The organism is Eisenbergiella tayi (assembly GCF_001881565.1).
GTDB classification, from domain to species: Bacteria; Bacillota; Clostridia; order Lachnospirales; family Lachnospiraceae; genus Eisenbergiella; species Eisenbergiella tayi.
In genome coordinates, this window is the sequence record NZ_MPDJ01000004.1 from 285,544 (window position 1) to 310,639 (window position 25,096).

The 25,096-nt window shown below is 44.1% G+C and carries 20 protein-coding genes; 7 read left to right on the top strand and 13 right to left on the bottom strand.

The annotated features are described in order from the left end of the window. Positions 1 to 107 precede the first annotated feature (107 nt). The 6 genes from BLA28_RS15920 to BLA28_RS15945 form a co-directional block, all read right to left on the bottom strand. The gene (locus BLA28_RS15920) at positions 108 to 1,784 is read right to left on the bottom strand and encodes a S8 family peptidase (RefSeq protein WP_069158148.1); all 1,677 of its coding nucleotides are present in this window, start codon (positions 1,782 to 1,784) and stop codon (positions 108 to 110) included. Positions 1,785 to 1,950: 166 nt separating this feature from the next. Further along, positions 1,951 to 2,682 carry an SDR family NAD(P)-dependent oxidoreductase gene (locus BLA28_RS15925; protein WP_069158149.1) on the bottom strand — a complete coding sequence of 244 codons (732 nt, stop codon included), beginning with the start codon at positions 2,680 to 2,682 and terminating at the stop codon, positions 1,951 to 1,953. Positions 2,683 to 2,786: 104 nt separating this feature from the next. Beyond that, positions 2,787 to 3,875 (bottom strand): VanZ family protein, encoded by a 1,089-nt coding sequence (locus tag BLA28_RS15930; protein ID WP_069158150.1) that lies wholly within the window; start codon positions 3,873 to 3,875, stop codon positions 2,787 to 2,789. Between the two features lie 167 nt (positions 3,876 to 4,042). After that, a complete protein-coding gene (locus BLA28_RS15935) occupies positions 4,043 to 5,359 on the bottom strand; it encodes an MATE family efflux transporter (protein ID WP_069158151.1) in 1,317 nt (438 codons plus the stop codon). A 76-nt stretch (positions 5,360 to 5,435) separates the two neighbouring features. Continuing rightward, positions 5,436 to 6,269 carry an AraC family transcriptional regulator gene (locus tag BLA28_RS15940; protein ID WP_044969788.1) on the bottom strand — a complete coding sequence of 278 codons (834 nt, stop codon included), beginning with the start codon at positions 6,267 to 6,269 and terminating at the stop codon, positions 5,436 to 5,438. 26 nt (positions 6,270 to 6,295) lie between these two features. Next, a complete protein-coding gene (locus tag BLA28_RS15945) occupies positions 6,296 to 7,492 on the bottom strand; it encodes an MFS transporter (protein WP_069158152.1) in 1,197 nt (398 codons plus the stop codon). Positions 7,493 to 7,867: 375 nt separating this feature from the next. Between BLA28_RS15945 and BLA28_RS33780 the strand changes: the two genes are divergently transcribed. From BLA28_RS33780 to BLA28_RS15970, 6 genes are all read left to right on the top strand, one after another. Next, the gene (locus BLA28_RS33780; protein ID WP_009252449.1) at positions 7,868 to 8,005 is read left to right on the top strand and encodes a hypothetical protein; all 138 of its coding nucleotides are present in this window, start codon (positions 7,868 to 7,870) and stop codon (positions 8,003 to 8,005) included. A gap of 78 nt (positions 8,006 to 8,083) precedes the next feature. After that, positions 8,084 to 9,181: an ABC transporter ATP-binding protein gene (locus BLA28_RS15950; RefSeq protein ID WP_069158153.1), complete on the top strand. Its 1,098-nt coding sequence runs from the start codon at positions 8,084 to 8,086 to the stop codon at positions 9,179 to 9,181. 1 nt (position 9,182) lies between these two features. Next, the gene (locus BLA28_RS15955) at positions 9,183 to 10,091 is read left to right on the top strand and encodes a carbohydrate ABC transporter permease (RefSeq protein WP_009252447.1); all 909 of its coding nucleotides are present in this window, start codon (positions 9,183 to 9,185) and stop codon (positions 10,089 to 10,091) included. Between the two features lie 44 nt (positions 10,092 to 10,135). Then, positions 10,136 to 10,999 (top strand): carbohydrate ABC transporter permease, encoded by an 864-nt coding sequence (locus tag BLA28_RS15960; protein WP_009252446.1) that lies wholly within the window; start codon positions 10,136 to 10,138, stop codon positions 10,997 to 10,999. Beyond that, complete coding sequence (locus tag BLA28_RS15965; protein ID WP_081330088.1) at positions 10,996 to 12,597, top strand: ABC transporter substrate-binding protein; 1,602 nt, start codon at positions 10,996 to 10,998, stop codon at positions 12,595 to 12,597. The genes BLA28_RS15960 and BLA28_RS15965 overlap by 4 nt, the downstream gene beginning before the upstream one ends. Before the next feature lie 152 nt (positions 12,598 to 12,749). After that, a complete protein-coding gene (locus BLA28_RS15970; protein WP_069158632.1) occupies positions 12,750 to 13,598 on the top strand; it encodes a hypothetical protein in 849 nt (282 codons plus the stop codon). A gap of 63 nt (positions 13,599 to 13,661) precedes the next feature. Here the strand turns inward: BLA28_RS15970 and BLA28_RS15975 are convergent, their stop codons facing one another. The 3 genes from BLA28_RS15975 to BLA28_RS15985 all read right to left on the bottom strand — a co-directional run bounded on the left by BLA28_RS15975 (position 13,662) and on the right by BLA28_RS15985 (position 16,678). Continuing rightward, the gene (locus BLA28_RS15975; protein ID WP_176726832.1) at positions 13,662 to 14,474 is read right to left on the bottom strand and encodes an AAC(3) family N-acetyltransferase; all 813 of its coding nucleotides are present in this window, start codon (positions 14,472 to 14,474) and stop codon (positions 13,662 to 13,664) included. Positions 14,475 to 14,702: 228 nt separating this feature from the next. Further along, the gene (locus BLA28_RS15980) at positions 14,703 to 15,497 is read right to left on the bottom strand and encodes a histidine phosphatase family protein (RefSeq protein ID WP_081330089.1); all 795 of its coding nucleotides are present in this window, start codon (positions 15,495 to 15,497) and stop codon (positions 14,703 to 14,705) included. A 251-nt stretch (positions 15,498 to 15,748) separates the two neighbouring features. Next, positions 15,749 to 16,678 (bottom strand): AraC family transcriptional regulator, encoded by a 930-nt coding sequence (locus BLA28_RS15985; RefSeq protein WP_069158154.1) that lies wholly within the window; start codon positions 16,676 to 16,678, stop codon positions 15,749 to 15,751. A 363-nt stretch (positions 16,679 to 17,041) separates the two neighbouring features. Between BLA28_RS15985 and BLA28_RS15990 the strand changes: the two genes are divergently transcribed. Beyond that, positions 17,042 to 17,803 (top strand): potassium channel family protein, encoded by a 762-nt coding sequence (locus tag BLA28_RS15990; protein ID WP_242880620.1) that lies wholly within the window; start codon positions 17,042 to 17,044, stop codon positions 17,801 to 17,803. A 366-nt stretch (positions 17,804 to 18,169) separates the two neighbouring features. Here the strand turns inward: BLA28_RS15990 and BLA28_RS15995 are convergent, their stop codons facing one another. The 4 genes from BLA28_RS15995 to BLA28_RS16010 all read right to left on the bottom strand — a co-directional run bounded on the left by BLA28_RS15995 (position 18,170) and on the right by BLA28_RS16010 (position 25,087). After that, entirely contained in the window at positions 18,170 to 18,493 is a 324-nt protein-coding gene (locus BLA28_RS15995; protein ID WP_069158155.1) for a Hint domain-containing protein, read from the bottom strand. Between the two features lie 686 nt (positions 18,494 to 19,179). Beyond that, the gene (locus BLA28_RS16000) at positions 19,180 to 21,663 is read right to left on the bottom strand and encodes a beta-galactosidase (protein WP_069158156.1); all 2,484 of its coding nucleotides are present in this window, start codon (positions 21,661 to 21,663) and stop codon (positions 19,180 to 19,182) included. Between the two features lie 16 nt (positions 21,664 to 21,679). Further along, complete coding sequence (locus BLA28_RS16005) at positions 21,680 to 22,663, bottom strand: LacI family DNA-binding transcriptional regulator (RefSeq protein WP_069158157.1); 984 nt, start codon at positions 22,661 to 22,663, stop codon at positions 21,680 to 21,682. 24 nt (positions 22,664 to 22,687) lie between these two features. Further along, positions 22,688 to 25,087, bottom strand: a complete 2,400-nt coding sequence (locus tag BLA28_RS16010; protein ID WP_069158158.1) for a glycoside hydrolase family 2 TIM barrel-domain containing protein — start codon at positions 25,085 to 25,087, stop codon at positions 22,688 to 22,690. Between the last annotated feature and the right edge of the window lie 9 nt (positions 25,088 to 25,096).

The following is a 25,096-nucleotide window of genomic DNA, read 5'->3' on the forward strand; positions in this document are numbered from 1 at the left end:
CCATTTATCCCTTTATTACTTATGCGTTCAGCATACCATTTTAAGCCGGCAATGACAATAGGAATCCATGGAAAACGAAAGCTCCTGAGTTATCCCAGGAGCCCCTTTTACAAATTTAATTTACTCAGGATTCCATAAATATCCAGGATTCCATATCCCCAATTGGGATTGGGAAAAACATAGCTTGCGTTGCTTCTGTCCGCCCCACGAATAATCAGCTGGTTTACATCGCTTCCGGTTACTGAAGTATAGTTTCCTCTCACCACCGCCCATTCAAACAGCATGGCTATTACTCCGGTCGTAAATGCTGTTGCCGCTCCGGTTCCTGTCAGATTACCGTAAAGGCCATTGGGCATGGCACATGCAATCATATTTCCCGGCGCCGTAACATCCGGGATAACTCTCCAGTCTCTTGTATACCCCCAGCCGGACTGGGCAAGCATACTCTTTGTCTGAGGATCATATGCGGTCACCGTCAGCAAATTATTGGCCGTTCCCGGCATGGTGACTGTAGTATAGGGCGACGGTTTCAAAAAATAAGTTTCATCCGTTATCAGATCTCCTGACGGAAGCCATGCATGAAAAGTATACGCTTCCTCTTCCAGATTTTCCAAATCAAATGTCCAGATTCCTTCATGAGGGTCTTCGAATCTGATTAAAATCAGCTGCTCTCCATTTTCTTTTTCCAATGTAATATTGTTTACCCAGATCTTGCTTTCTTCGAAAATAAAATTAAAAGCATTGCAGCTTTCCAGCTGCGGATAAATGACTCTTGTATATTCACCGGTAGGGCACATGATCTTAATGGACAGCCTGGCCGGCAGCCCAGACCATATCTCCATTGCAAACAGCTTTTCATTCTCTCCAACCTTCAGCTCAAAGCTGTGGCTGTATGGAGCGGCTTCCGCCGCACCGAAATAATGCCGCCGTCTGTTTCCTTCATTTCCCGCCGCAACAGCAATATCTATCTGAGGCAGCAACACGATTCTGTCCATGTAGTCGTTTAAGGTACTGAATTCACTATGGCTCCCCTGACTGCTTCCCAGTGCGAAACAAATGGCCATAGGGCGCCTGAGACTTCGGGATACCCCCTCCAGATATTTCAATGCCAGCATAATATCTGTTTCCTGGTAGCACTCCGCATCCTCCGGCACAAAAGATATTTGGAGCAGATTCTTTTTTGGCTTTTTCAGTTTTACCACTACCAGTTCCGCCTGTGTAACGATGCCTCTGACCCCATTATCCTCATTCAGGCTTCCCGCTATAATACTGGCAATAGCCGTTCCATGTCCGTTTGTATCTGCAGTCGGTACGATGTCCAACGGATTTTCAGCCCGGAGCGCTCTGTTGATCATGTCTCTTCCATATTCTGTACCGTATTGAAATCCGGCCGGAGGCGTTCCGTCCTGTATGGACTGATCCCAAATACTGACAATACGGGTATTTCCATCCTTATCCAAAAAAGCCGGATGCCGGTAGTCAATCCCGGTATCTATTACCCCGACCAGTATCCCTTGTCCGTAGAGCGCCAAATAAGGGTTATTCTGGACACTGCTCACGCCTGCATCATCTATCCCTGCCTGGGCCATCGGCGTATACAGGCTTGGAAAGCTATAATACTCATAAAGCTGACCAAGCTCACAAGGCGTGGGATCTTCCCTTAATACATGAAGGATTGAATACATATTATTGAGCCTGGTAATATCACTTTCCTGTACCTGTTCTCCCAATAACGTGTTATCAATTATTAAATCAAGATAATTTTCATCCAGGATTTTGTTCATGCACAGATTTCTCCATTGTTTCATTTTTATAGTATATTAACTGAAAACATACTTAAGACCTGGCAAAAGAAAATCCTTGTATTTATTGCGGAAAAGTATACTGCCCTGAAAAAAGGACCTGTGCTTGTCACACAGGCCCTTACCTATCTTAAGAAGAAAAACATTTTCACATCTCACGTGCCTTCTTAACGGCATCTTCCAGCGTCATACCCGTAAATGCCTGCGCGGGCAGGAGCCGTCCGCTCTTGCCGTCATCCAGAAATGCGCCGACAACAATGCCCGGAACACAGCTCTCCACAGCTCCCGGTGCATTCGGCCCACCCAAATCAGTGCGCAGCCAGCCCGGATCCGTCAGATTCATCATTACATCCGCCTCGGGCAGCGCCGACGCGAGATCCGTCGTAAACTTATCGAGCGCCGCTTTGCTTGCCGAATAGCCTGCCTGCTGGGGTTCATTCCTGATACCGCTGGTGGTATTGATCACCCGTCCGAAACCGCGTTCGATCATTTTAGGAATCAGCCGGTAACAGATAATAGCCGGAGCAATTGTATTGATCATAAAGCTCTGGGTAAAATCTTCAACCGGTGTCTCCCAGTAATTGTCACGATATGCAATTTGTACTCCCGCATCATTAAATACGATATCAACCGGAGTCCCCTTTTCTTCCATTTCGTCCAGCATACGGTTTACAGCCGCGGGATCAGACAGCTCCGCCTCTACAGCATAAGCCTCTACCCCCATTGCCGTTACTTCTGCAAGAATCTTCTCGGTATGCGCAAGAGAACGGCTGTGCAGTATCAAATTACATCCTTCCTTTGCCATAAACAAGGCTATCTGACGGCCAACCCCTCTGCTTGACCCGGTAACCAACGCCCATTTGCCTTTAACATTTACCATTTTTTGTTCCTCCCTTTTCTATTCTGTGAATGAGTTCCCGGTACACGGTTCACTGTATGTCAAAATCCATTCCGCTATTGGGAACGGCCGTATCTGTCAGATTTTTATATATCCGCTTTCATATAAGTATCAAAGAACTTCTCCCAAAAATAAGTAACCCTTTTATTTTTTATGCTTATGATTAGCAATGCCGCAGCGAAGCCCAGTACCACTAACTGTAAAAATATGATAATCCACGCATTATCAATCATACCGATTATATTTACGGCCACATTAAGCCAGAAAGCAATAAACAGGTTATGCATAATAATCCCTGACAGCCGCGGAACATTTCCCTTTCCGTCTCTTAACGCCAGTTTTAATATCGTCATGCCAAAAGTCCGCTTCTTCTTTGATATGCAGGGAATCAGAATAAAAATAATCACCACTGAAATGAGATATAAAACAATATCAATTGTATTTTCTTTCTTCCCTGCCGCTAGGAGAACAACAACTCTCAGCAATTCATACACGATATTTACAAATATGGAATCGATGAGCAGAGAAACCAACCGCCTTAACAAGCTGGCATATTCTGTCTTTAAGGATTTATCTTTCATCGGATCCGGAAGCAGCTTGTCAAACAGCCCTGCGGCATAAAATCCAATAACGGTACCCAGCGTATTGACGATAAGATCATCCACGTCAGGATACCTGAAAGCATGGGGATAAATCCACCATACCCCGGTATATTGTGTCGCTTCATAAAAAAAGCTGAGTAAAAAGCCTAAAACCGCTGTTTGAAACAGGCCTTTATTAAAATATTTTCTTAAATAAACTCCGAATGGCAGTGTCAGAAGCACATTGAAAGCAACCGTATAAAAACTCGGACTGCAGAAGGCTCTGAACCATGTACCCATCTCATTCCAGATAAATCCGGATTCATTCAGGAAGGTCTTAACAAACAGAAACGGATGATAATTTGCCCTGATAGGAGCCATATTTTTTACGGCCTCGATTGACGGTAAGGGTAACAGCGTCATAAAAAATGCGGTTATCATATATACTGCAAAAGATGCCAGCACAATATTTTTCCGTACAAGAAAAGTACCATTTTTTCGATATTGGTAAATCAGGACCGGAATAAATGCCAGGTAGATTATCATCAAAGAAACCGTAATTCCATTTGCAATCGGATTGATATAAACACTCATTATCTTTACCTGCCTCTATAAAAAATTATCTTCCTATATATCGGCATGAGGTCGATTAAAATAATGTTGATTTCTTCCTTTTTCTTTTTTTAATATAAAACCATCTCTGAATCTTGTCAATCTTTTGTTTCAGAAGCTATCAAAAAACAGAACACCGAACCGTAGCTTCAGGCCCCTGAGTCAGCTTTCCTGATAAAAAACAGGCCCAAAAACAATGTCAGTACTTCCGTTAACGGAGCCACCAGCCATACCCCCGTCATCCCAAGAAACGGCGGCAGGATAAAAATAAAGATCAATAACAGCACCAGGCCCCGTGATGAAGATATTACGGCCGATTCCATGGCCCTGCCAATCGAAGTGAAATAAAAGGAATTAATCACATTTATTCCTGAAAATAAAAAGGAGAATGCATAAATTCCCGCTCCCGAACGTACCATCTGCACAACCGTATCATTTTTCACAAACAGACTGCCATACCATTCGGAACCGCCCAATACAGACAGCATAACCGCCGCTCCTGCCGCCAGCACCATTATATTGGTTATCCTCCGCAATTCTTTTGTGAGTCCCCGTTCCCCTGCTCCATAAGTAAAGCTGATAAGAGAACTTGCTCCCTGCCCGAAACCGATAGTCACCATACTGAATATAAAAGCAATATACCCTACGATAGTGAAGGCGGTCACACCCTCTATTCCAATATTTCTTAAAATCACAAAGTTATATGCAAACATTGAAATACTCAATGATATTTCACCTATAAATTCAGAACTGCCGTTTAATAAGGTATCCTTACATACCATACGTGAAAATTCAAACCGTCCGAGCTTATAAACACTCGATTTTTTAAGAAAGAAATAAAGAATGCACACCAGAGTGACAGCACCTGCCAATAACGAAGCCAGCGCAATCCCTTTTACTCCCCATCCGAACCAGCGTACAAATAAATAATCAAGGAAGATATTGAGCAGCACATTTAAAATATTGACCTGCATAAAATATTGAGGCTTTCCTTCTCCGCGGATGAACATCCCATAGGATGAATTAATTACCATAACAGGAAGCTGTACCAGCATAATGCCATAATAATCCTTAAAAAATACTGCCACATCTCCGTCCGCATGCAGCACCCGCAGCATGGGGTTAAGACAGAACCATACAACAATACTGAGCAGTACCGTTAACAGGATTACCGTAAACATCGTCTGATTGAACACACTGCTGCAGGTACGGTTATCACCGCTCCCCAATGCCATTCCGGCAATTACCACTCCTCCCACCGAAATCATAAGTCCCAATGCCAGATATAAATACACGATCGGCAGCCCCAGATTCACTGCCGCAAGCCCTTCTTTTCCCACATAGTTTCCGATAAAAAATCCATCAACTATTGTAATCAGCGATGTCAGCACCATTGCAATAATTGATGGAATTGAAAACTGCAGAATTGTTTTTACTTTGTTCCTTTGGATGTTTTCCAGGTTCATTTTGTTTTCCTCCGTTTATTCTTTGTTTTTCTATAGAATAACGGAGATCATTTTTCAAAACTTCTGATTCTGTGCTCTATTTGACCGGGATGCAGATATCTATATCCATATGCATGGAACCGCAGTCCGTTTTTTTATAGATTTCAAAGCCATAGCTGTCGTCAATCTTATATTTGCTCTGAGGAAGCCAGACACTGAAAAGATTCTGGTAGGCGCTGTATATATGCTCTACGGGGCCGCTGAAATGATAAACCGCAAACCTGCCGCCCTTTATCGTACAGATATTTTCAAGGGTGCATCCTGCCGGAGCATCGATACAGATATCGCAAAGACATTTGTCAGGGAGTGTAATTGCCGGATCGTCATAGGAACGTTCCAGAATTCTTGTCTGTTCCGTAATATACTCCTTATATTTATCCAGAAAAGCTCCCCAGTGAACGGACAAATCGCCATAACTTCCTTTATATCTTTCAAAGATAACCGTACAGTCCTCAAACATTTCAACAGAAATTTTTTCACTGCATTCCTGCCATGTCAAAAGCTCTGTCTGTGTGTTTCTGAAAACCGGATTCATCATCGATTTGTGCACAATACTGCGCCGGAATTTATAAGGCGGCATATTATGATGCTTCTTAAATGCAGAACTGTAGTTGGACGAGCTATAGCCATACGCACTGCCGATATCCGTAATACTTCTGTCTTTTTCAACCTTCAGGCGGAATGCGCTACGCTCCATCCTTACCCGTTTGATAAATTCATAAATACTTTCGCCTGTTTCCATCTTAAATATTCTGGAGAAATAATATCTGGAGAAGCAGCAATAATTTGAAATATCTTCCACTGTTATCTCTTCATCGATATGGTTTAAAATATAGTCTATTGCACGATTAATATATTCATTCGTTATCATTTTATCGTCCTGACTTAAAAAAAGTATTATCTCGGATACTTTTCATCTTTGTTTTTCATTATTCCAGAAATCAGACAAAAAACCAGGCTTCCTGCAATTCCATAAACCGATATTATAAAGTACACCTGCTGCAGGGTAAATATCCCGGCCAACGATGCATAGAACAGACTGAAACAGATCATCACCACATTCTGTCCGACACCATAAAACGACATTACTGTAGCGCGGCCTTCTTCCTTAATTTTATTCTGCAGAATATTTACTGACAAGATCTCGGCTATTACCATTCCCGTTAAAGCCAGGCCGAAGATTATGAACCCACACCTATTCCACAATACAGTGAAAATCAGAAGAAAAATGCATGCCGCTCCATAAAGAAAAGATATTTGTCTGACTGAAAAAAACTTCTTTTGTATGACCGATGCCAGAACATCTCCTAAAGCAACGAATATAAACCTTACTGTTAAAATAACACTGACCCAGATATGGCTGAGCTGAAGGTCATTAATAATGAGAGCATCATATTCGTCCAGATAGTCACCAAGACAGGCAAAGAGTATCAAAAACAAAAGGGAAACCAGAGCAGAGCCGCTCCCCTTTATTAAAACAGCAGCATCTTTAAATGTCCCGAAAAATCCTACTGATTCTTCCTTTAACCGCTCTGAATAATAGTTCTTCTCTCTTAACTGCAGAATAAATATTACATTGACAAAACATACTGCCGCAGATATGAGCGCAATAATTTCGATGCTGACAAAACTGACAATAACGCCCGCCGTTACAATTCCGGCAGCTATCCCCGCATCTGCATAAAATCTGGCTTTTCCATATACTTCGGCAAAACTGTTTTCACGTCCGTCACACTTCAGATTATCATAGATTAACCCCTCTTCCGTTCCGGAAGTAAATGCTCCTGCGACAGCCCAAAAAACAAAACCTAAGGCAAACATTAAAAATGTATGTGAAATGAACCATATAAGGAAACATAAGCCCTGTAAAACTGCTGCAATGGCAAGCATATTTCTTCTGTTCCATCGGTCTGCCAGAACACCTGACGGCACTTCAAATATAATAGTAAATATACTCCAGAGAGCCATTAAGACAGCTATGTCGGGGACCGACATTCCTCTGTTAATAAACAAAATCGTGTAGAACGCATATATTGGCAGGCATTGGCTTATAAACTTGCTTACATATAAGAACCTGACATTAAATGTTTTCATACTTTTTATCCTCCATTTTTTATCACGTTTACAAGTAACTATGATTTAGTTTTGGAGGACCTCGATTTCTTGTTTTATCTGAAAGTTAACTGGGGGGCCGGATAATATTCATATAGGTTTCTCCTTATTTTTGTACTAATAATTTACAGATACAGATAAGTTAATTACAGCTAATATATTTATCTGATTATAGACGATTTTCGGACAAAACGCCAGTATTAAATATACCCAAACTGCGATTGGTTTTATCAGCTTTTGTCCAGGACTGTATTCACCCTCTATTATTTCATATCCATTTTTCTGCGCAGCATGACTATTTTTCTTGACTTTGACACCGTGTCGCAGTTTATACTGAAATAAACAGGGAGGTATACTATGGCGGTCGGACAGACCGATGATACCGAAAACAAAACGGAGGATACCATCTTCTGCAATACTCCGCCTTTCCTCTTACTTACCTCCATATTAATTACGATTATCCTTTACAGGATAAATATGTCAGCTATAATATAGTTAGAAAAAATCCGGTGATAAACCTGGCAGAATCTGCTATAATACATCTTGGTAAATCATGCAGAAATGAGGAAACGTATGAAAATCCAATTACAAAACCTGACAAAAAAATTCCCGAACCGCAATAAAAAAGCCCAGGGTGACGTGATCGCCGTAGATCATTTCACCTATGAGATCCCGGACGGCAAGCTAATCGGCCTTCTCGGCCCCTCCGGCTGCGGCAAGAGTACCACACTCAACTTAATCTGCGGCCTGGAAAAACCCACGGAAGGGCAGATCTTCTTCGGTGACAGGGATGTGACAAAACTTCCCCCGGAGCACAGAGGGGTCGGCATGGTGTTTCAGAATTATGCCCTCTATCCCCATCTGAGTGTAAAACAGAATATTCTTTTTCCTTTGGAAAATTTCAAAGGAGAGCAGAAGCTCTCCAAATCAGAAATGCTTGAGCGGGCTTCCCAGGCCGCCGGTCTGGTTCAGATCGAGGATTTGATGGACAGAAAACCCAGTGAACTGTCAGGCGGACAGCAGCAGCGCGTCGCCATCGCCCGTGCCCTGGTAAAAATGCCGCATGTACTCCTGCTGGACGAGCCTCTCTCCAACCTGGATGCCCGGCTGAGGCTGCAGACACGGGAGGAGATCCGCAAGATCCAGAGAGCAACGCAGATCACCACTGTTTTCGTCACCCACGATCAGGAGGAAGCCATGAGTATTTCCGACGAGATCGTTGTCATGAAGCAGGGGGTTGTCCAGCAGATAGGAAAGCCCCAGGAGGTGTATGACGATCCGGTAAATCTTTTTGTGGCAAAATTCCTGGGGACCCCTCCCATCAACATATTCCATGGGAAGGTACAAAACGGCAGGCTTACTATCGGTGAAGCGGCGGTTCTTCCCGTCTCCGGCATACCCGATCAGGAGGTATGGGCAGGCGTACGTCCCGAAGGCTTCCTTCTGCAGGAGGACGGGCCTTTAAGCTGTTCCTTAAACGGTGTGGAAGTGATGGGACGTGATATCAGCATCGTTTCCACCCACCCTGACTGTGAGAATACGCTCATACGCGCCATTGCGGGTTCTGAAAACGGAGTAAATACCGCTTCGGAGACAGTACGCTTTGCACTGAAACCGGGCAAGGTATTTCTCTTTGACAAAAATAACGGTGAACGCATCCGGGAGGCTTGATATGAAAAATGATAATTCTTTCTCCGGCGGCGGGAAAGCCTGGCTGTATCTGCTTCCGGCTTTTCTCTTTCTGGGTGTCTTTATGATATACCCCCTCATTGACGTATTTATTTATTCCTTTGAGGAAGGCTACAACTTTGCATCCCAGACCAGCTTCGGCACAGGCGGCTATAACTATTCCTACGTACTGCATGATCCCTACTTTCTGCAGGCGGTGAAGAACACCTTTCTGTTAGTGCTCATTACGGTTCCTGTTTCCACCGGCCTGGCCCTGTTAATATCTGTGGCGTTAAGCTCCGTCAAGCCGCTGCGTGACCTGTTCCAGACTATTTATTTCCTGCCTTATGTGACCAATACCCTTGCAGTAGGCCTTGTTTTCATGGTTCTTTTCAAGAAAACCGCCTACTCCGACGGGCTTGTGAATCTCCTTATCCACTGGTTCGGCGGTTCTTCTGTTGATTTCATCGACGGCCCCTACTGGGCAAAAATGACTGTCCTGTGCCTGTACACCATCTGGGTGGTAATGCCCTTTAAAATCCTGATCCTCACCAGCGCGCTGGCCTCCGTAAATCAGAATTATTACCGGGCGGCACAGGTGGACGGGACATCGAAGCTGCGGATTTTTACAAGAATCACTCTTCCGATGATCTCTCCCATGCTCTTCTATCTGGTGATCACAGGCTTCATCGGCGCCTTTAAGGCTTACAGCGATGCCGTCGCCCTGTTCGGCACGGATCTGAATGCCGCGGGCATGAATACCATCGTCGGTTATGTGTATGATATGCTCTACGGCAGCAGCGGCGGCTATCCTTCCTACGCATCAGCGGCCGCTATCCTGCTGTTTGCCATTGTGCTCACCATAACCTGCATCAACCTGTTAATCAGCAGAAAGCATGTCCACTATATTTAAAAGGCTTTTGTACGCGCATAAAAAGTGCGCAGATGGGAGTAACCATGGATTACCGTCAAATTGAAAAATCCGAAAAACGACATAGACGAATCACCCATACGCTTGTCTATATCCTTCTGATATTCTGGGCTCTTGTGGTTCTGTTTCCCTTTTACTGGATGCTGCTCACCTCCGTAAAAAGTTACGGTTCCTATAATGCGGAGCGTGTTCCTGCATTTTGGCCGATCTCACCCACCCTGCAGAATTATGCCGACGCCTTCACCACAGTGCCGCTTGCCGGATATCTTCTGAATACGCTGATTTTCACCCTGGCAACCACAGCGATTATGCTTGTTGTGATTACCTTGGCGGCCTACGCGTTTGCAAGACTTTCGTTCCGCGGAAAGAATATCGCCTTTACCCTGCTTCTTTCCCTGATGATGATTCCCAATGAGCTTGTCATCATCACGAACTATGCAACAGTCACAAACCTTGATATGCGAAATACCTTTCTCGGCCTGATACTGCCCTCCGTCACCTCCGTATTCTACATTTACCTGCTGAAGGAGAACTTCGAGCTGGTGCCGGATGAGCTCTACCGTGCCGCTAAGGCGGACGGCACCTCCGATTTCAAATATCTGTGGAAGGTCATGATACCCATATGCAAGCCCACTCTCGTTACCATCACCATCCTGAAGATGATCGAATGCTGGAATTCCTATGTGTGGCCCAGACTGGTTACCGATGATCCAAGCTTCTATCTGGTATCCAATGGGATCCAGGAAATCCGTGAAAACGGCTTCGGACGCGAGAACATCCCGGCCATGATGGCCGCCGTTGTGGTGATCTCCGTTCCGCTGATCCTCTTATTCCTGGTATTCCGCAAAAAAATCATGGAAGGCGTGTCCAGAGGAGGTACAAAGGGATGAGTATAATGCACAGAAAGACAGGTATAACCCTTCTTTTTCTCCTGCTTGCCCTGTCGACGCTTACCGGCTGCCACGGCAAAGGAGGCCAAAAATCCTTTTCCATCCCCGAACAGCTCGATACCTCCAGGCAGTACGAGATCACTTTTTGGGCAAAAAATGATACGAACAAGACGCAGACGGATATTTATAAAAAGGCAATTACAGATTTTCAGACGCTGTATCCGAACATCACTGTTAATCTCCGTCTGTATACGGATTATGGAAAAATTTATAATGATGTTATCACCAATATTGCCACGGATACCACGCCCAACGTATGCATCACCTACCCCGACCATATCGCCACCTATCTGACAGGAAACAGTACGGTGGTTCCCCTGGACGGGCTGATTGCCGATCCCAGATATGGCCTGGGCGGCAGCGAGCTTCTCTTCGACTCTCCCCGGCAGGATGAAATCATTGAACAGTTTTTGGAGGAATGCTCCTTAAACGGACAGATTTACGCCCTGCCCTTCATGCGTTCCACGGAAAGCTGCTATATCAATAAAACCTATGTGGAAAAACTGGGATATACCCTTCCGGATACGCTGACCTGGGACTTTATATGGGAGGTTTCCGAAGCGGCCACGGCGAAGGATGCAGACGGCAATTATCTCATTAACGGACAGTCCGTCATGATACCATTTATTTACAAATCAACGGACAACATGATGATTCAGATGCTTAAGCAAAAGGATGCCGGCTATGCAACGGCAAACGGGGATATCCAGCTTTTCAACGATACCACCACACAGCTTCTGTACACCATCGCGGAGCATGCCAAAAGCGGCGCCTTCTCCACCTTCAAAATATCCAGTTATCCTGCCAACTTCCTGAATGCCGGCCAGTGTATTTTTGCCATTGATTCCACAGCCGGTGCTACCTGGATGGGAACAAATGCGCCCCTTTCCGATATCAGTGAAGAAGCTTTTGTGGATTTTGAAACCGAAGTCATGATGATACCCCAGTTTGATCCGGAGCATCCCCGGATGATCTCCCAAGGGCCCTCCATCTGTGTATTTAATAAGAAGGATCCCCAGGAGGTCCTGGCTTCCTGGCTCTTTACCCAGTACCTGCTCACCAATGAAGTACAGATCGCATATTCCGAAACGGAAGGCTATGTTCCCGTGACGAGCAAGGCGCAGGATTCCCCGGCTTACCAGGATTACCTCTCCCGGTGCGGTGAAGACAATGCCCTGCACTATGGCGTAAAGATCAAGGCTTCCCGCCTCCTGCTGGATCATGTGGACGATACCTTTGTCACCCCTGTATTCAACGGTTCCGCTTCCCTGCGCAGCGCATCCGGCCAGCTTGTGGAAGAGGTCACCAAGGCCGTCCGCCGCAAAAAAGAGGTCAACGCGGCTTTTATCAACGACCTTTATGATGATGTGGCATCCCTCTACCACTTAAATGAAAGCAGCCCCGCCTCTGCAGGCAAAGCCGATCTCGGCCCGCTGCCGCCTACAGCTATCGCCCTGCTGTCCTGTCTCGCAGGCGCATGGGTATTGATTCTTGCCTACATTATCCGGCAGGCAATGAAAAAATTACGTAAAACTTAATAAAAATGTTGATTCCTGGTATTTTCAGGTATATAATGGCTTTGTCCGTTTGGGAAACAGCGGACGGCCGTATTCTTTGTACAGGCATCCTGCCTTACAGAGCAGTCCGGCATTTACCGACACATATGCTTATCAGTAAAAAGGAGAATGTTATGAAAAAAGCAATCGTTTTATCCCTGGCACTCACTCTTGCGCTCGGAATGACCGGCTGCGCCAAGACTGAGAATGCTCCCGCAGCAGAAAGCTCTGTTGAAACTGTTTCCGAAGCTTCCAGCGAAGCCGCAGAAGAAACCACAACAGAGGCTGCCGAAGAGACTTCCACTGCAGCTGCAGAAGAAGCTTCCAAGTCCGAAGGCGTATTGAATTATGAGGAATACATGGCTGCAGAGCTGGATTCCGAAGTTGTTGTAGAAACCTATGTACAGGCAAAGCAGTCCTGGTGGGAAGACAAAGCCACCGTATATACCCAGGATCAGGATGGCGCTTACTTCGTGTACAATATGGCCTGTTCAGAAGAGGATTATGAAAAACTGGTACCCGGAACCAAAATCAAAGTTACCGGATATAAGTCTGAATGGTCCGGTGAAGTGGAAATCACTGATGCCACCTTTGAAATCGTGGAAGGTGATACCTACCTCGCTCCCGTCAAGGATGTTACCGCAATGCTCGGAACCGATGAACTGATCGACTACCAGAATCAGTATGTTGCATTCAAAGGCATGACTGTTGAAGCGGCCGGCCAGGATGAAAGCGGAAATGACGTTGCTTACCTGTACAACTGGGATGGCTCTGGTACGGACGGCGACGACCTGTATTTCAGCGTTTCCCTGAATGGCGAGACCTATTCCTTCGTTGTTGAGTCTTATCTTTGCGACAATACCACCGATGTATACGCAGCTGTCAAGAACCTGCAGATCGGCGATGTTATCGATATGGAAGGCTATCTGTACTGGTATGAGGGTGTTAATCCCCATATTATCTCTGTAACAGCAGCTAAATAAGAGAAAATAAAAAGAATGCCGTAGGGTCATCAGATTTCATGACCTTACGGCATTTTTAATATTCTATTGAAAATAAGGCCCGCCGGTAAAATCACTCCATCTGGATGCCGGGATCTCAGGGCTTGTGATAATACATTCCGGATCAGGTGCAAGGATATGTCTGGTAACCTCGAAGATACCCCTCGCATCGCACAATATACATTCTGCATTGCCAAACGAAACCTGTCTGGCCGCTCCCGTATCATAAAAGGCCTGCGTAAGCTTTACGAAATCCTCTGAGATATAAGGCTGAACTGCATTATAATGTCTTCTCATAAAAATCTTCTTCCGGCTTCCGTCCGGCATTACCGTATAGAATTCCACAGGTTTTTCCGTCAAACGGTTGGGAATGTTCAGCACCTCTTCCACACCGTGAATAAACGTATTACGCGCATGGGTAACCCCCACCAAAAGAATTCTGCCGTTTATATCCTTCAGACGGTCATAGCATCCGCCGGGAGTGCACGGTGTATTGTTCTCCTCTTCTCCGGCTATGTATTCTTCCGCCCCGGCACCATAAGCCGCCATGCTGTGGGTGGGATGGAGAGAACGGCATACGCCGGGCCTCTTCCGGAAAAGATTCGGAAGAATCCCCACACAGGCATCCTCCTGCACAGGATCAAAAACACGGTACTCCTCTCCCATCTGCGCCCATGTATGCGTGGGAAGCAGAAGAAGCCCCTGTGAAAAATAATCCATCAGAACATCCAGTACGGTATCCGCCCCTCCCTCTATATTTCCCATAGCTTCCATTGATGAATGAATGAGAATGCTGTCTGTAGGACGCAGGGACATTCCTTTCAATTGGTTCTGAAGGTCCTTTCTGGTGTAAATCATATCTCCGGTTACCTCGTATAGTATTATAGTAAGCTAATGGCCCCGTACTTCCATGCAGACATCAGCTTTGTAAGCCATTTAATGGCATGAGCTGATTATACCATACTCCGGCCGGACCGCAATATACTTTTTACACCCGTTCCACTTCAACCCTTTCCACTTCAATTATCCCTGCCCGGCAAATAGCTGACTGTCCTGTCCCCGCTCTTTACCTTTTTGCCGATCAGTTCATTCCGTGTCCTTTACATAGCTCATGTCATTTACACTTTCCACAGTAAATGTCTTTCCATCATAAACAATCTTGGTAATGGACGCGTTTCCAAGCTCTCCTACTACGATTTCCGGATTAACCGCTGATAAAAATGCGGATATTGCCATTCCGTGTGAAACCACAAGTACATTTTTCTGTCCGTTTAATCTCGCTTCCTCCGCGATTTTCACGATGCCTTCCGCCACTCGCTGCTGTGCTTCTCCCCATGTTTCCGCCGATCCTGTTTCATCCATATTTGCCATCGCCGTCACCGCATCGTATATGGATATTTTTCCGCCAAAAACGGCTCCCATCATATCCTCCACACTTGAAAACCCAAGTGCTTCCGAAGCGGCTCCATAGGCTTCCGGAGGCGTTGCCCCTTCATAAATGCCAAAGCACACCTCACGGATCATTGGTTCTTTTTTCAGCGTAAGTGCCTCCTGACCGCAATTCCTGAGCACAAGATCAGCTGTCTCTATCGCCCTGCCGCTGTCGCTGGAATAAGCCGCATCAAAAAAGATCCCTGCCTTTTTCAGGCCCTGTCCAAGCTTCTCCGCCACCGCGGCACCGTCCTGTGTCAGAGGCGAATCACACCAGCCCTGCATCCGGCCTGTATTATTCAGCATGGTTTTTCCATGTCTGGTCAGATACAAGGTAACCGTTTTACTCTCTTCAGCCTGTACATTCTCCAACTTTCCATTGCCCGCAAACGCCAGGCCAAAGCACAAAATAACTGCCATCAATATCGCTGTCCATCTATTTTTCTTCATCTTACCTATCCTCCTGTTTTCTTTTTGAATGGATCCCACCCATTATTTTCTTAATCCTCTTTTTCTATTATCCCCTCTCCTTTTTTCGCTTCAGACAGGCCTGTATCTGATTAAATCATTGTATCCGTTCACAGATGTATTCTCTTTACAAAAATTAGCCGAATTAATGGCATCTATTGACATATATAAGCTGATATTTTCAACAAAAACAGGCGAAACAACTTATTTCTCGTCATTTCGCCCGGCTATTTTTATATATCCTTCTTTTTTTGTGCATCCTGCAGTATGATGTGGGGATAATCTGCAAAAGACTCTCCATTCCTGTCACTTGTCCCCGTTTTATTTCTCTTTTTAAATTGATACGGCGTCATGCCATGTTCCTTTTTAAAACTCTTTATGAAAGAACGGACATCCGCAAATCCGCTCATCATTGCAATCTCCAGCATGGAATAATCTGTGCCATAAAGCAGCTCAAATGCATGATTTAACCGCACCTTATCCAGATACTCCCGGAATGTACTCCCCGTGTGCTTCTTAAAATCCCGGGCAAGATATTCCATGGAAAGATTGAAATGGGCGGCAACCTGGCAAAGTGTCACCGGTTCCTGATAATGCTCTTCCACATAATTCATAACCTTCTGTATTCGTTCCATATATTTCTGGCTTTTTATAATTGCCTGATTCTTCACCTGTTTGAAATATGTAAAAAGAAGGTACAGCATCCGATAGAGCAGCCCCATCATTTTCAGATAGGTGAACTCCTCCTGTTCCTTTCTGTAAATCCCGATCATTTCATCGAAAACATGCTTCAGTTCTTCCTTCTTTTCCTCATTTCCTTTCAGCACAAAACAGACCTCATCAAACTGCGGACAGATTTCCTTCAGAAACTCGTATGATATAAAAATAGACGCGCCAAACAGCTCATCCTGCGTACGGCCGATTTTTCTTTCCGGCCACAGGGCATGAATATCTCCGCTGTTTATCAGGATGATTTCCTCCGACTGCACCAGCGTTTTTTTCCCGCTAACCATCAACTGCACCTCACAGTCAATCAGATAGTCAATTTCCATACTCCTGTGCCAGTGTTCCAGAACCGCATAATTAATAACGCCCTGATGCAGACGAAGCTGCATAGGAAACTGTTTTGTTGTCCGGAACGATTCATGATAAAACTGTTCCATGGCCTTCCCCCTCCGCCTGTCCGTTAATATGGCAGGGCCACTTCTTTTTAGACAGTATATCATACTCGCAAAGTATTTACGATATTTGTTTCTTTTTCTTCCGGTATCATCCTCCTGAAAAAATGTATTGCCTGCGGGGCCTGTGGCATGAGAATCCTATCCGGGTGCTCTCGTCATTTATAGTATCAGGAATCATGTACCTTTGGAATTATAATATATTGAAAACACTTAAACCGGGTAGTGACATAACATCATGGAACTGTTATACTGTCAAGGGATTTGATACTTTTTCACACCCCTTTATGGTATTAGTATCTATTTACAGTACTGCAATAAATATGTTAAGATTGGCAGGTTGATAAAGTGAAAAAAAATGCTGCTACATTTTATGAATTAGCTATGTCCTTACTTGCGGCTGTTTCTGTCGCTTTCGCTATCATTGATATTAACAGCGGTTTAAGTGTCAGTCTTTCTACCGTTGATAACCTTATCCTGTTGATTTTTGTGTTTGATTATTTTATACGACTCATTTTATCAAAAGATAAAATTTCTTTTATTAAATCAAACGTTTTAGACCTTATTGCTATAATACCTTTTAATTCTGCTTTTCGTATTTTCCGAATTGCAAAACTGGCAAAATTGGCTCGGATATCAAAAATAACAAAGCTGGGAAAATTCTCAAAATTATCACGTCTGTTTGCTTATTCCTTACGGTTTATGAATAAAATTAAATGCTTCCTTAACACAAATGGTTTTAAATATATCCTTTCTATTACAGCATTTCTTATTGTAATCGGCGGGATTGCCATTCATTTTACGGAAGGCATGAGTTTTTCAGATGGATTTTGGTGGGCATTTGTTACTGCCACTACTGTTGGCTATGGTGATATTTCTCCGTCCTCTAATTCCGGCCGGCTGGTAGCTATGCTGCTAATGCTCGTCGGTATTGGTTTGATAGGATCCCTTACCAGTACAATCACAAGTTTTTTCCTTTATCACAGCAAGCCCAGCAGTGTAGCAGACGAAACTGTAGAAAATATTAAAGCTCGTCTGGATGATGTTACATCACTTACGGACGAGGATATCGACAATATTTGTAAGATATTAAAAACTTTAAATAAATAAAAAGCTGAACTGACTGTTTATAGTCAGTTCAGCTTTTTAAAATTTTATTTATCTGACTAGCTTACATTGTTATTTCCACTCTGGTTTTGATTTCTGCCGGAATACCTAAAACGTCTCCTATTGCCAATCCAATTATGACATCATATAATTTTGCATAAATTCATCTGATTAATACTCTTTAACTTTTACATATCCAATAAAGCTGATATCATATTTTCAAGTATAATATCGGCAATTCCCCATCATCACCTGCTTTTTCTATTAATTTATTCTTAATTTCCTCATTTTCATAGGCCTCTTAAGAAGCTGCATAAGTTTTTGGAATTTGATTTTTATTATCTTAACTATCGCCATTTATTTTTGCCTTTAACTCTGACAATATTTCATCTGTATCAGTTTTAATCTTTTCCATATATAAATCAAAATTTGTTTTCTCTCCATCAAGACCTGACTCAAATCTATTCCGTTCTCTTTTGATATCGCCAACAATATAATTATATGTTCGGTAGTTAATGTAATATTTAATCCGCTTGCAGAAATAATTTTTACAAGAGAATTTTCCTGTCCGCTATATATATTGGATACCTTAATATACCCCATTTCAGTCATTACATAGTCGCCAATTCTAATTTCAGAAATTTTTTTCATACTTCCATCAGCCATCATAATCATAGTATCTTCATGTATCATAATATTTCCTCCTCTGCTTTCATCCCATTACTATTATTTCCACTAAAGGACACCATTTCGGATGCTTTTGCTGCATATATTACTCCGAACATCTGCTATCCGGTATATTAATTTCTTTTATCCTAATCATAATATCATCCTCATAACCTATCTTTATTCGCCTTCGCTACTATGAAATAGACCACCCATATCAAAAAATAAATCATCATTAAATAGTTATATTTCTCACCATAAACAAATACAATTTATCATTATCTATTCATATATAAATCAAATATTCATGTATTATTATATCATATATGATGACGTTTTTCTTTACTATTATTTATTAAATCATATTTTCCTGCCACATTTACTACAGGTAATCCCGAGTAGTTATTGGACTTTGATTTGTATTGCAATCTTATCCTTAACTGTAGCCTGATGTGATTTCTGTTCGTCAAACCAGAGATTTGCCTCCACCTTCCTTCAGATTCCACCTCGCAATGGACACACTTGGTCTTGGCTGTATCCTTCCCACTACTATGGCGGATTAGGGACTTTCACCCATTAGAAACATACGCCGCCAGGCGCACAATAAAAAGCTGAACTGACCGTTTACAGTCAGGACAGCTTTTCAAAATTTTATTTATCTGACTTGCTTTTTCCATGCGAAATTAGGCAGACAAATATAATGTCCAGCATATTTAGCAGGTCAATATTTCAAGTATCGGGGAAGGTGCAGAAAAATGTATTTCCCTGCAGCCATCTTTTCCCACATGGATAACTTGCTCTACGGGAATATTCTGCCGCTGCCCATTTGTATCCAGAGAATAAACTGTACATTCATCCGAAGTTCTGAGTTCCACCGTTCCATCCAGAATCTCCACAAATCGATTTCCTTTTCTTCTCACCTCCGTAATCCCTGAATCGACCGGATGATAGGTAGTCTGATCCAGCCCTGATTCTCCAAAGACAAGCAGCAGATAATGAGCGGAACGCTCTAACGGCAGACCATCCAGGGCCAATGCACTCACAAGAAGGGAACGGTTGCTTCCCCTGATACAAATCCGATCCGATAATACAATTCTGCCGTCGTTTCTCCCTGCATACGCCATAAAGTAAGGGGTATTCACTCTGAAGTAACCCTTATGAGGATGAAAACACAATTCTCCGGTCTGTGAAATTATTTCCCCCTCTTTTCCTAGCCCCGTTGTTTCTGAAAGGATGCCCCACTTTTTCAGCGCCTGGTCTGCCAGCTTGGCAAACATAGAATAATCATTTCCTTCTGTAAGTCTGTCAATTTGTTCAATGCACAAAAAGCGGTCGTTCAAACAAACATCTCCATAATTTCGCACATCTTTTCTTTCTATAATTTCTGCATCTTTTTGATATGCCGCATAAAAGTTTTCTTCCGACCTATTCTGAGGAATTTGTCTCCGGCCAAATGCATCCAGGTCGTCGCTATGCTGGTATAAAATGGCATGCTGTGCCTTCGTGTAATCCCCTCCTGCAACAAATCCTGCGCTCACAGCCACCTGTGCATCTCCTTCATACCTTTCCCCCGGTCCGAGGAAAACACTTCTGAAACGCATAACCAGCGGGAAATACGCTGTAGGCATACGATAGGTATAAGGCAGCCGAAGCAGATCCTCCTGTCGGTATACCAGATGGGCCGTAACCGGGGATACATTGATCAGGCCATCCCTATATACTTTTGCCAACATCCCGAACTGAAGCATCAAGGAGGGATCACTGTAACAATCCATAATATCCAAAACCGCATCCGCCGCTTCCGGCCGTAAATGATCATCGGTATGGTAGCAATAAATAATCAGACCATCCCAGTCATTCAGACATGCATACGCAGTCGTCATCAGATATGCCGGAGAATGAAACAGCTGTAAGCCATATTCATTCCATTCGCTCAGGAGCATAGGCCGATTCTCGACAGCCGCAATACTGGCCTGCACGGTAATATTACTGCGATGCTCCATTTCCGGAAAAGTCTGTGTCATAGGATCCGTGGTAACATAATCACGAAGATCCGGTACCAGAATCCCTTCAAAGGACGAATTACCGCCCAACGGATGATTGAAATATGCATTATTCTCCATCACCTCTGCATCCAAATGGGAATAAATATCCGCTGCACCCGCCAGAAGACAGCCTGTCGCAATCGGAGCCTTAACTGGAATCGAACGAAGGAGACTGATCATCCTTCGATAATAGTTCTGATTCAGTTCTATTTCAAACTGAGTGAAATCCGCATATCTTCCCGGAGACTCCAGACAGCTTTCCTGAATCTCTTCATAAAGCAGATCGTTGACATTCTGACAGTAATTGCCTGTCTCTGGACATCGTACGCTTCCTTTTTTCGGGTCTTCACCTTCTTCCAGTCCTGTTATACTGCATCCATTTTTTTGAAATGTCCATGCATTTTTAAGATTCTCCCTGGTATCATATTTTGCCAGCAGGAAAGCATTAAATCTTCGCTGCAGTTCCTCTTTATAGGCTGCAACAGCAGGATGCTCTCTGGCAGCTTTGGAATCAAAGAATACCGAATCCTCATTACATATCTGTATCGTCATAACCGCAGGATCTTCCGCAAGCGTAAGCCCAGTATACCGGTTTACATGCGTCAGGTACCTGATGGCATATTGCTCCTGCAGCTGAATCAGACGTTCATTGAAATGGCTGGAAGATTTACTCATTGAGAGATCCATGGGATAATCCAGGTTTTGAGCTGCCAGGAACCTCCTCCCTACAAGAAGATCAATATGCAGATAGATTCCATGGATTTTCAGCTGATAAAGCCAATAATCCAGCCGTTCCAGGCCGTTTTCATTGAGTTCGGCATTCCCTTCTTTATAATCCAGGATGGAATATTCCGGATCCGTTGACCAGCCTTTCTCTCCTGTACAAGCATCCACAGCATGTACTCTTACTACATTAACCCCCATGGTTGCAAGTCTGGCCGCAAGAACCTCCGCCGTTTCATGATCCGGCATATTCGCTCTGGCAGGAAAATTAAAGCCGAAAAAACGGACCTGTTTTCCATTTTCAAAATAGAAATGCCCTTCCTTCACATTTACATGGCCATATTTTCCAGCCGGCGCATCCTGTAAATACGAAAAATCCAATGCGCCCTGAAATGGAGTTCCTTTATCCATTGTTATTTTCTGTCTCATGGCATATCCCCCGTTCTCATTTTCCCCTTGTAGAGCCGCGAAGGAGCAGGTTATAGCTCAGCAGATGCCTGCTGTTGTTTTCTTTTCCCTTCAGCATCTTCACAATCTGCTGGCCGGCTGCTGTCCCCAGATCTTTTGCACTGATTTCTACCGCTGTAATCTGCGGAGTATAGTGATCCAGAAAAGAACTGTTATTCAAAGATGCAACCGCCATATCTTCCGGAACTCTCAGGCCGTTCAGCATGAGCGCCTGCAGCACCCTCGAACAGATCAGATCGTCTCCGCACAGGACACAATCCACCTGTTTAACTCTGAACTCTTCCACTATATATTGGATCTGTCCTGTCGTAATAACATCCTGAAAAACCATCTTTCTGTTACAAGTCATTCCCAATCGCTCATATGCTTCAAAATAACCGCGCAGACGTGCCTGATTTACCACATATGTTGATTTTCCTCCCAGATACACGATATTCTTCAATCCATGCGCTAACAGGTACATAGTAAGATCCCTGCCTGATGAGATATGATTGCTGTCAATCTGGGCCACATCCATATCACAGCTTCCGATCAATACACAGGGTTTTCCAATCGATGACAGATATTTAATCTGTTTATCTTCTTCCAGTGCCCGAAGCATAATGTAAGCATCTGCCTTTTTGGATTCCACCAGTCTTTTAACCGGTTTAATATCATTTTCCGCCGCCATACAGAGCAGGATATCATAACCTCCCAGAACAAGGGAATTTACAATCCCTTCCATACATTCCAGAAAAAAGGCTGCACCGTCCCATGCATCCACAGGCAGAACAATCCCGATATTTCCTGTCCTTTTCTGTACGGCGGAGCTGGGTATCAGCCCCCGTTCCCTGGCTATCTTTACAATCTCTCTGCTCCGTTCATCGCCTATTCTTCCTTTACCGCTCAGAGCCCTGGAAACCGTTGAGTCCGATACCCCCAATTCCATTGCCAATTGATGTGCTGTGTATTTTCCCGTCATATTTCTCTCCGCTGCTCTCAGTCACTACTCCCCAGTCTCAGCTACCTCTATTAAAATTTTCGTCCTGATGTTCTGTTCTGTCTGAAAACATACTGTAATTATCCCTGGTTCTGTCCCTCTCACTTCACAAAGCAGAGCTCCTGCAAACATTTTCCGCTTTTTTTCTCTATACAGGCTCAAATCCAGAAGATTCCCTCCATCCATTCCCAGATATTCTCCCGCTCCCGATACCTCACATTCAATCATGGGTTCGGCATCCGGAACAGGACGGCCTTTTTCATCTTCCATATGCAGTTCAATCTGTGCTATCTCTCCCGGACGGATTAATGCCGACCAGGCCTCGGCCACCATCCGGGCCGGAACGCCTGTAGTCTCCACACTCTTCTCTATTACAAGCTTTCCATCCATATATCCTTCTGCCCGAAGTATCCCCGGTTCATAGGGCACATCCCATGACAGATGAAGATCATTTGTAGTCGGATTTTTTTCCCTGCCGTCCAGCCAGGATTTTGTTGCGCCAAACCGCGGACATTCATGATATCCCTTTGTACTGATCAGCCGATCGTTCAGATACAGGCTCACATACTGACAATTGGTATACGCTATCACCGTTTTGAAGGTTCCTTCTTCTCCCCTGAAATTCCAATGCGGCAAAAGATGTAGGGTTATATCCTCATTATTCCAGATGGAACGATAATAATAGAAGGTGTCTTTGGGAAAACCTGCCGTATCAATCGCACCAAAGGGAGCCCCTCTTCCGGGCCATTCTGTTTCACCCAGATAGTCAATCCCGGTCCAGACAAAATCCCCGGAGACAAATTCCCGGCTCGCCTCATATCTCCAAAGTAATTCATGAGACACTGCAGCAGTCCGGTAATCCCCTTCCATTTTTCCATTTCTGATCCCGTAATCTCCTCTTACACCTCCCGCACCAGGATTTTCCGTCCCGATAAAGCATCTGTCCGGATAACGTCTTCTATCTTCTTCAAAAAAGGTTTCGGCCCGTTCTCTCCATCTTCCCACATAGTTATAACCTACCACATCCAGTACTTCCTCAAATTCCTTTCTTGTTCGGATATCCGGATATGCCATAATATTATCACAGGCACATGTCACCATTCTCGTGGAATCTTCCTCATGACAGATTCTCTGGAGTTCTTCTGCCATTCTGCTTCCGTCAACAGATGATTGTTCCGGTATTTCATTGCCGATCGACCAGATAATCACACTCGGATGATTGTAATCACGACGTATCATGGCCGTAAGTTCATTTTTGCTGTCACGTATAAAAAACTGACTTGCACCAAATGCCATGGATTCCGAATAATAATTTTCATTTTTGTTTTTGGAAAGCATCCACTCGTCATAAATTTCATCCATGACCAGAAAACCCATCTCATCACATAGATCCAGCAATACCGGCAGCGGCGGATTATGGGACATACGGATGCCATTACAGCCCATGTCCTTAAGCAGATGCAGCCGGCGGCTCCAGAGCTCCCGCGTTCCTACCGCTCCGGTTATCCCGCAGTCATGATGCAGACATACCCCTTTTATCTTTTCCGATTTTCCATTTAATAAAAATCCTCTGTCAGAATCAAACACTGCCGTCCTGATACCGATTCTGGTCCTTTTCTGATCCACAGTCACTCCATCAAGAAGGCACAGACTTTCCAATGTATACAGATAAGGCTCCTTCGGTGTCCATAAATGTGGATTTTCCAGCTTCGGCCTGCACATAGAATCCGTCTGTTTTCCCGCTTCCAGGGAAACGGCCGTTCCTGCAGACAGGACAAGATTTCCCTCTGCATCGTACAGCCTGTGAAGGATTCCGATCTGCACATCATTTTCCGAGTCATTTCTCACCAAACTCCGTATCTGCAGATCAGCCGTACCAATCTCCTGGAAGATACCGTTTGCCGCACAGCGTATTCCAAAATTGTCAAAATGTACACGATCCGTTTTTTCCAAATATACATCCCGATAAATTCCTGATCCGCTGTACCATCTGGAATTCGGCTGTGCAGAGTTATTCACTCTGACAGCCAGAACATTTCCTTTCTCTTTCAGCTTACCTGTAACATTTACATAGAAGCTGCCGTAACCATAACCATGTGCCCCAATGCGCTCCCCGTTTAAATAAACTGTACAGTCCATATAAACACCTTCAAAGTAAAAATTGTAGAGTGCGTCCTGGTTCACGGAATTCATATCAAAATGTTTCCGATACCACCCGGTTCCGCAGACGGCATAACCGCCGCCTGCTCCTGATGGCATTGTTTCAGAAAGGGGCATTAAGACACTCCAGTCATGCGGAAGCCCAACCCGTGTCCAGTTTTTATCATCATAATCTGTCTGTGACATATTTTCCTGATCATCCAGACAAAACAGCCAGGAATCATTCCATAAAATTTTTTCTCTCATAACCGTATC

Excerpts from the sequence above, each read along its gene's own strand:
- BLA28_RS16005 (WP_069158157.1), bottom strand. The coding sequence starts at position 22,663 with ATGACGGGAAAATACACAGCACATCAATTGGCAATGGAATTGGGGGTA.
- BLA28_RS15945 (WP_069158152.1), bottom strand. The coding sequence starts at position 7,492 with ATGAAAACATTTAATGTCAGGTTCTTATATGTAAGCAAGTTTATAAGC.
- BLA28_RS16010 (WP_069158158.1), bottom strand. The coding sequence starts at position 25,087 with ATGAGAGAAAAAATTTTATGGAATGATTCCTGGCTGTTTTGTCTGGAT.
- BLA28_RS15935 (WP_069158151.1), bottom strand. The coding sequence starts at position 5,359 with ATGAACCTGGAAAACATCCAAAGGAACAAAGTAAAAACAATTCTGCAG.
- BLA28_RS15975 (WP_176726832.1), bottom strand. The coding sequence starts at position 14,474 with ATGATTTACACCAGAAAGGACCTTCAGAACCAATTGAAAGGAATGTCC.
- BLA28_RS15920 (WP_069158148.1), bottom strand. The coding sequence starts at position 1,784 with ATGAACAAAATCCTGGATGAAAATTATCTTGATTTAATAATTGATAAC.
- BLA28_RS15970 (WP_069158632.1), top strand. The coding sequence starts at position 12,750 with ATGAAAAAAGCAATCGTTTTATCCCTGGCACTCACTCTTGCGCTCGGA.
- BLA28_RS15925 (WP_069158149.1), bottom strand. The coding sequence starts at position 2,682 with ATGGTAAATGTTAAAGGCAAATGGGCGTTGGTTACCGGGTCAAGCAGA.
- BLA28_RS15955 (WP_009252447.1), top strand. The coding sequence starts at position 9,183 with ATGAAAAATGATAATTCTTTCTCCGGCGGCGGGAAAGCCTGGCTGTAT.
- BLA28_RS15985 (WP_069158154.1), bottom strand. The coding sequence starts at position 16,678 with ATGGAACAGTTTTATCATGAATCGTTCCGGACAACAAAACAGTTTCCT.
- BLA28_RS33780 (WP_009252449.1), top strand. The coding sequence starts at position 7,868 with ATGGCGGTCGGACAGACCGATGATACCGAAAACAAAACGGAGGATACC.
- BLA28_RS16000 (WP_069158156.1), bottom strand. The coding sequence starts at position 21,663 with ATGAGACAGAAAATAACAATGGATAAAGGAACTCCATTTCAGGGCGCA.
- BLA28_RS15940 (WP_044969788.1), bottom strand. The coding sequence starts at position 6,269 with ATGATAACGAATGAATATATTAATCGTGCAATAGACTATATTTTAAAC.
- BLA28_RS15950 (WP_069158153.1), top strand. The coding sequence starts at position 8,084 with ATGAAAATCCAATTACAAAACCTGACAAAAAAATTCCCGAACCGCAAT.
- BLA28_RS15960 (WP_009252446.1), top strand. The coding sequence starts at position 10,136 with ATGGATTACCGTCAAATTGAAAAATCCGAAAAACGACATAGACGAATC.
- BLA28_RS15930 (WP_069158150.1), bottom strand. The coding sequence starts at position 3,875 with ATGAGTGTTTATATCAATCCGATTGCAAATGGAATTACGGTTTCTTTG.
- BLA28_RS15995 (WP_069158155.1), bottom strand. The coding sequence starts at position 18,493 with ATGATACATGAAGATACTATGATTATGATGGCTGATGGAAGTATGAAA.
- BLA28_RS15980 (WP_081330089.1), bottom strand. The coding sequence starts at position 15,497 with ATGAAGAAAAATAGATGGACAGCGATATTGATGGCAGTTATTTTGTGC.
- BLA28_RS15965 (WP_081330088.1), top strand. The coding sequence starts at position 10,996 with ATGAGTATAATGCACAGAAAGACAGGTATAACCCTTCTTTTTCTCCTG.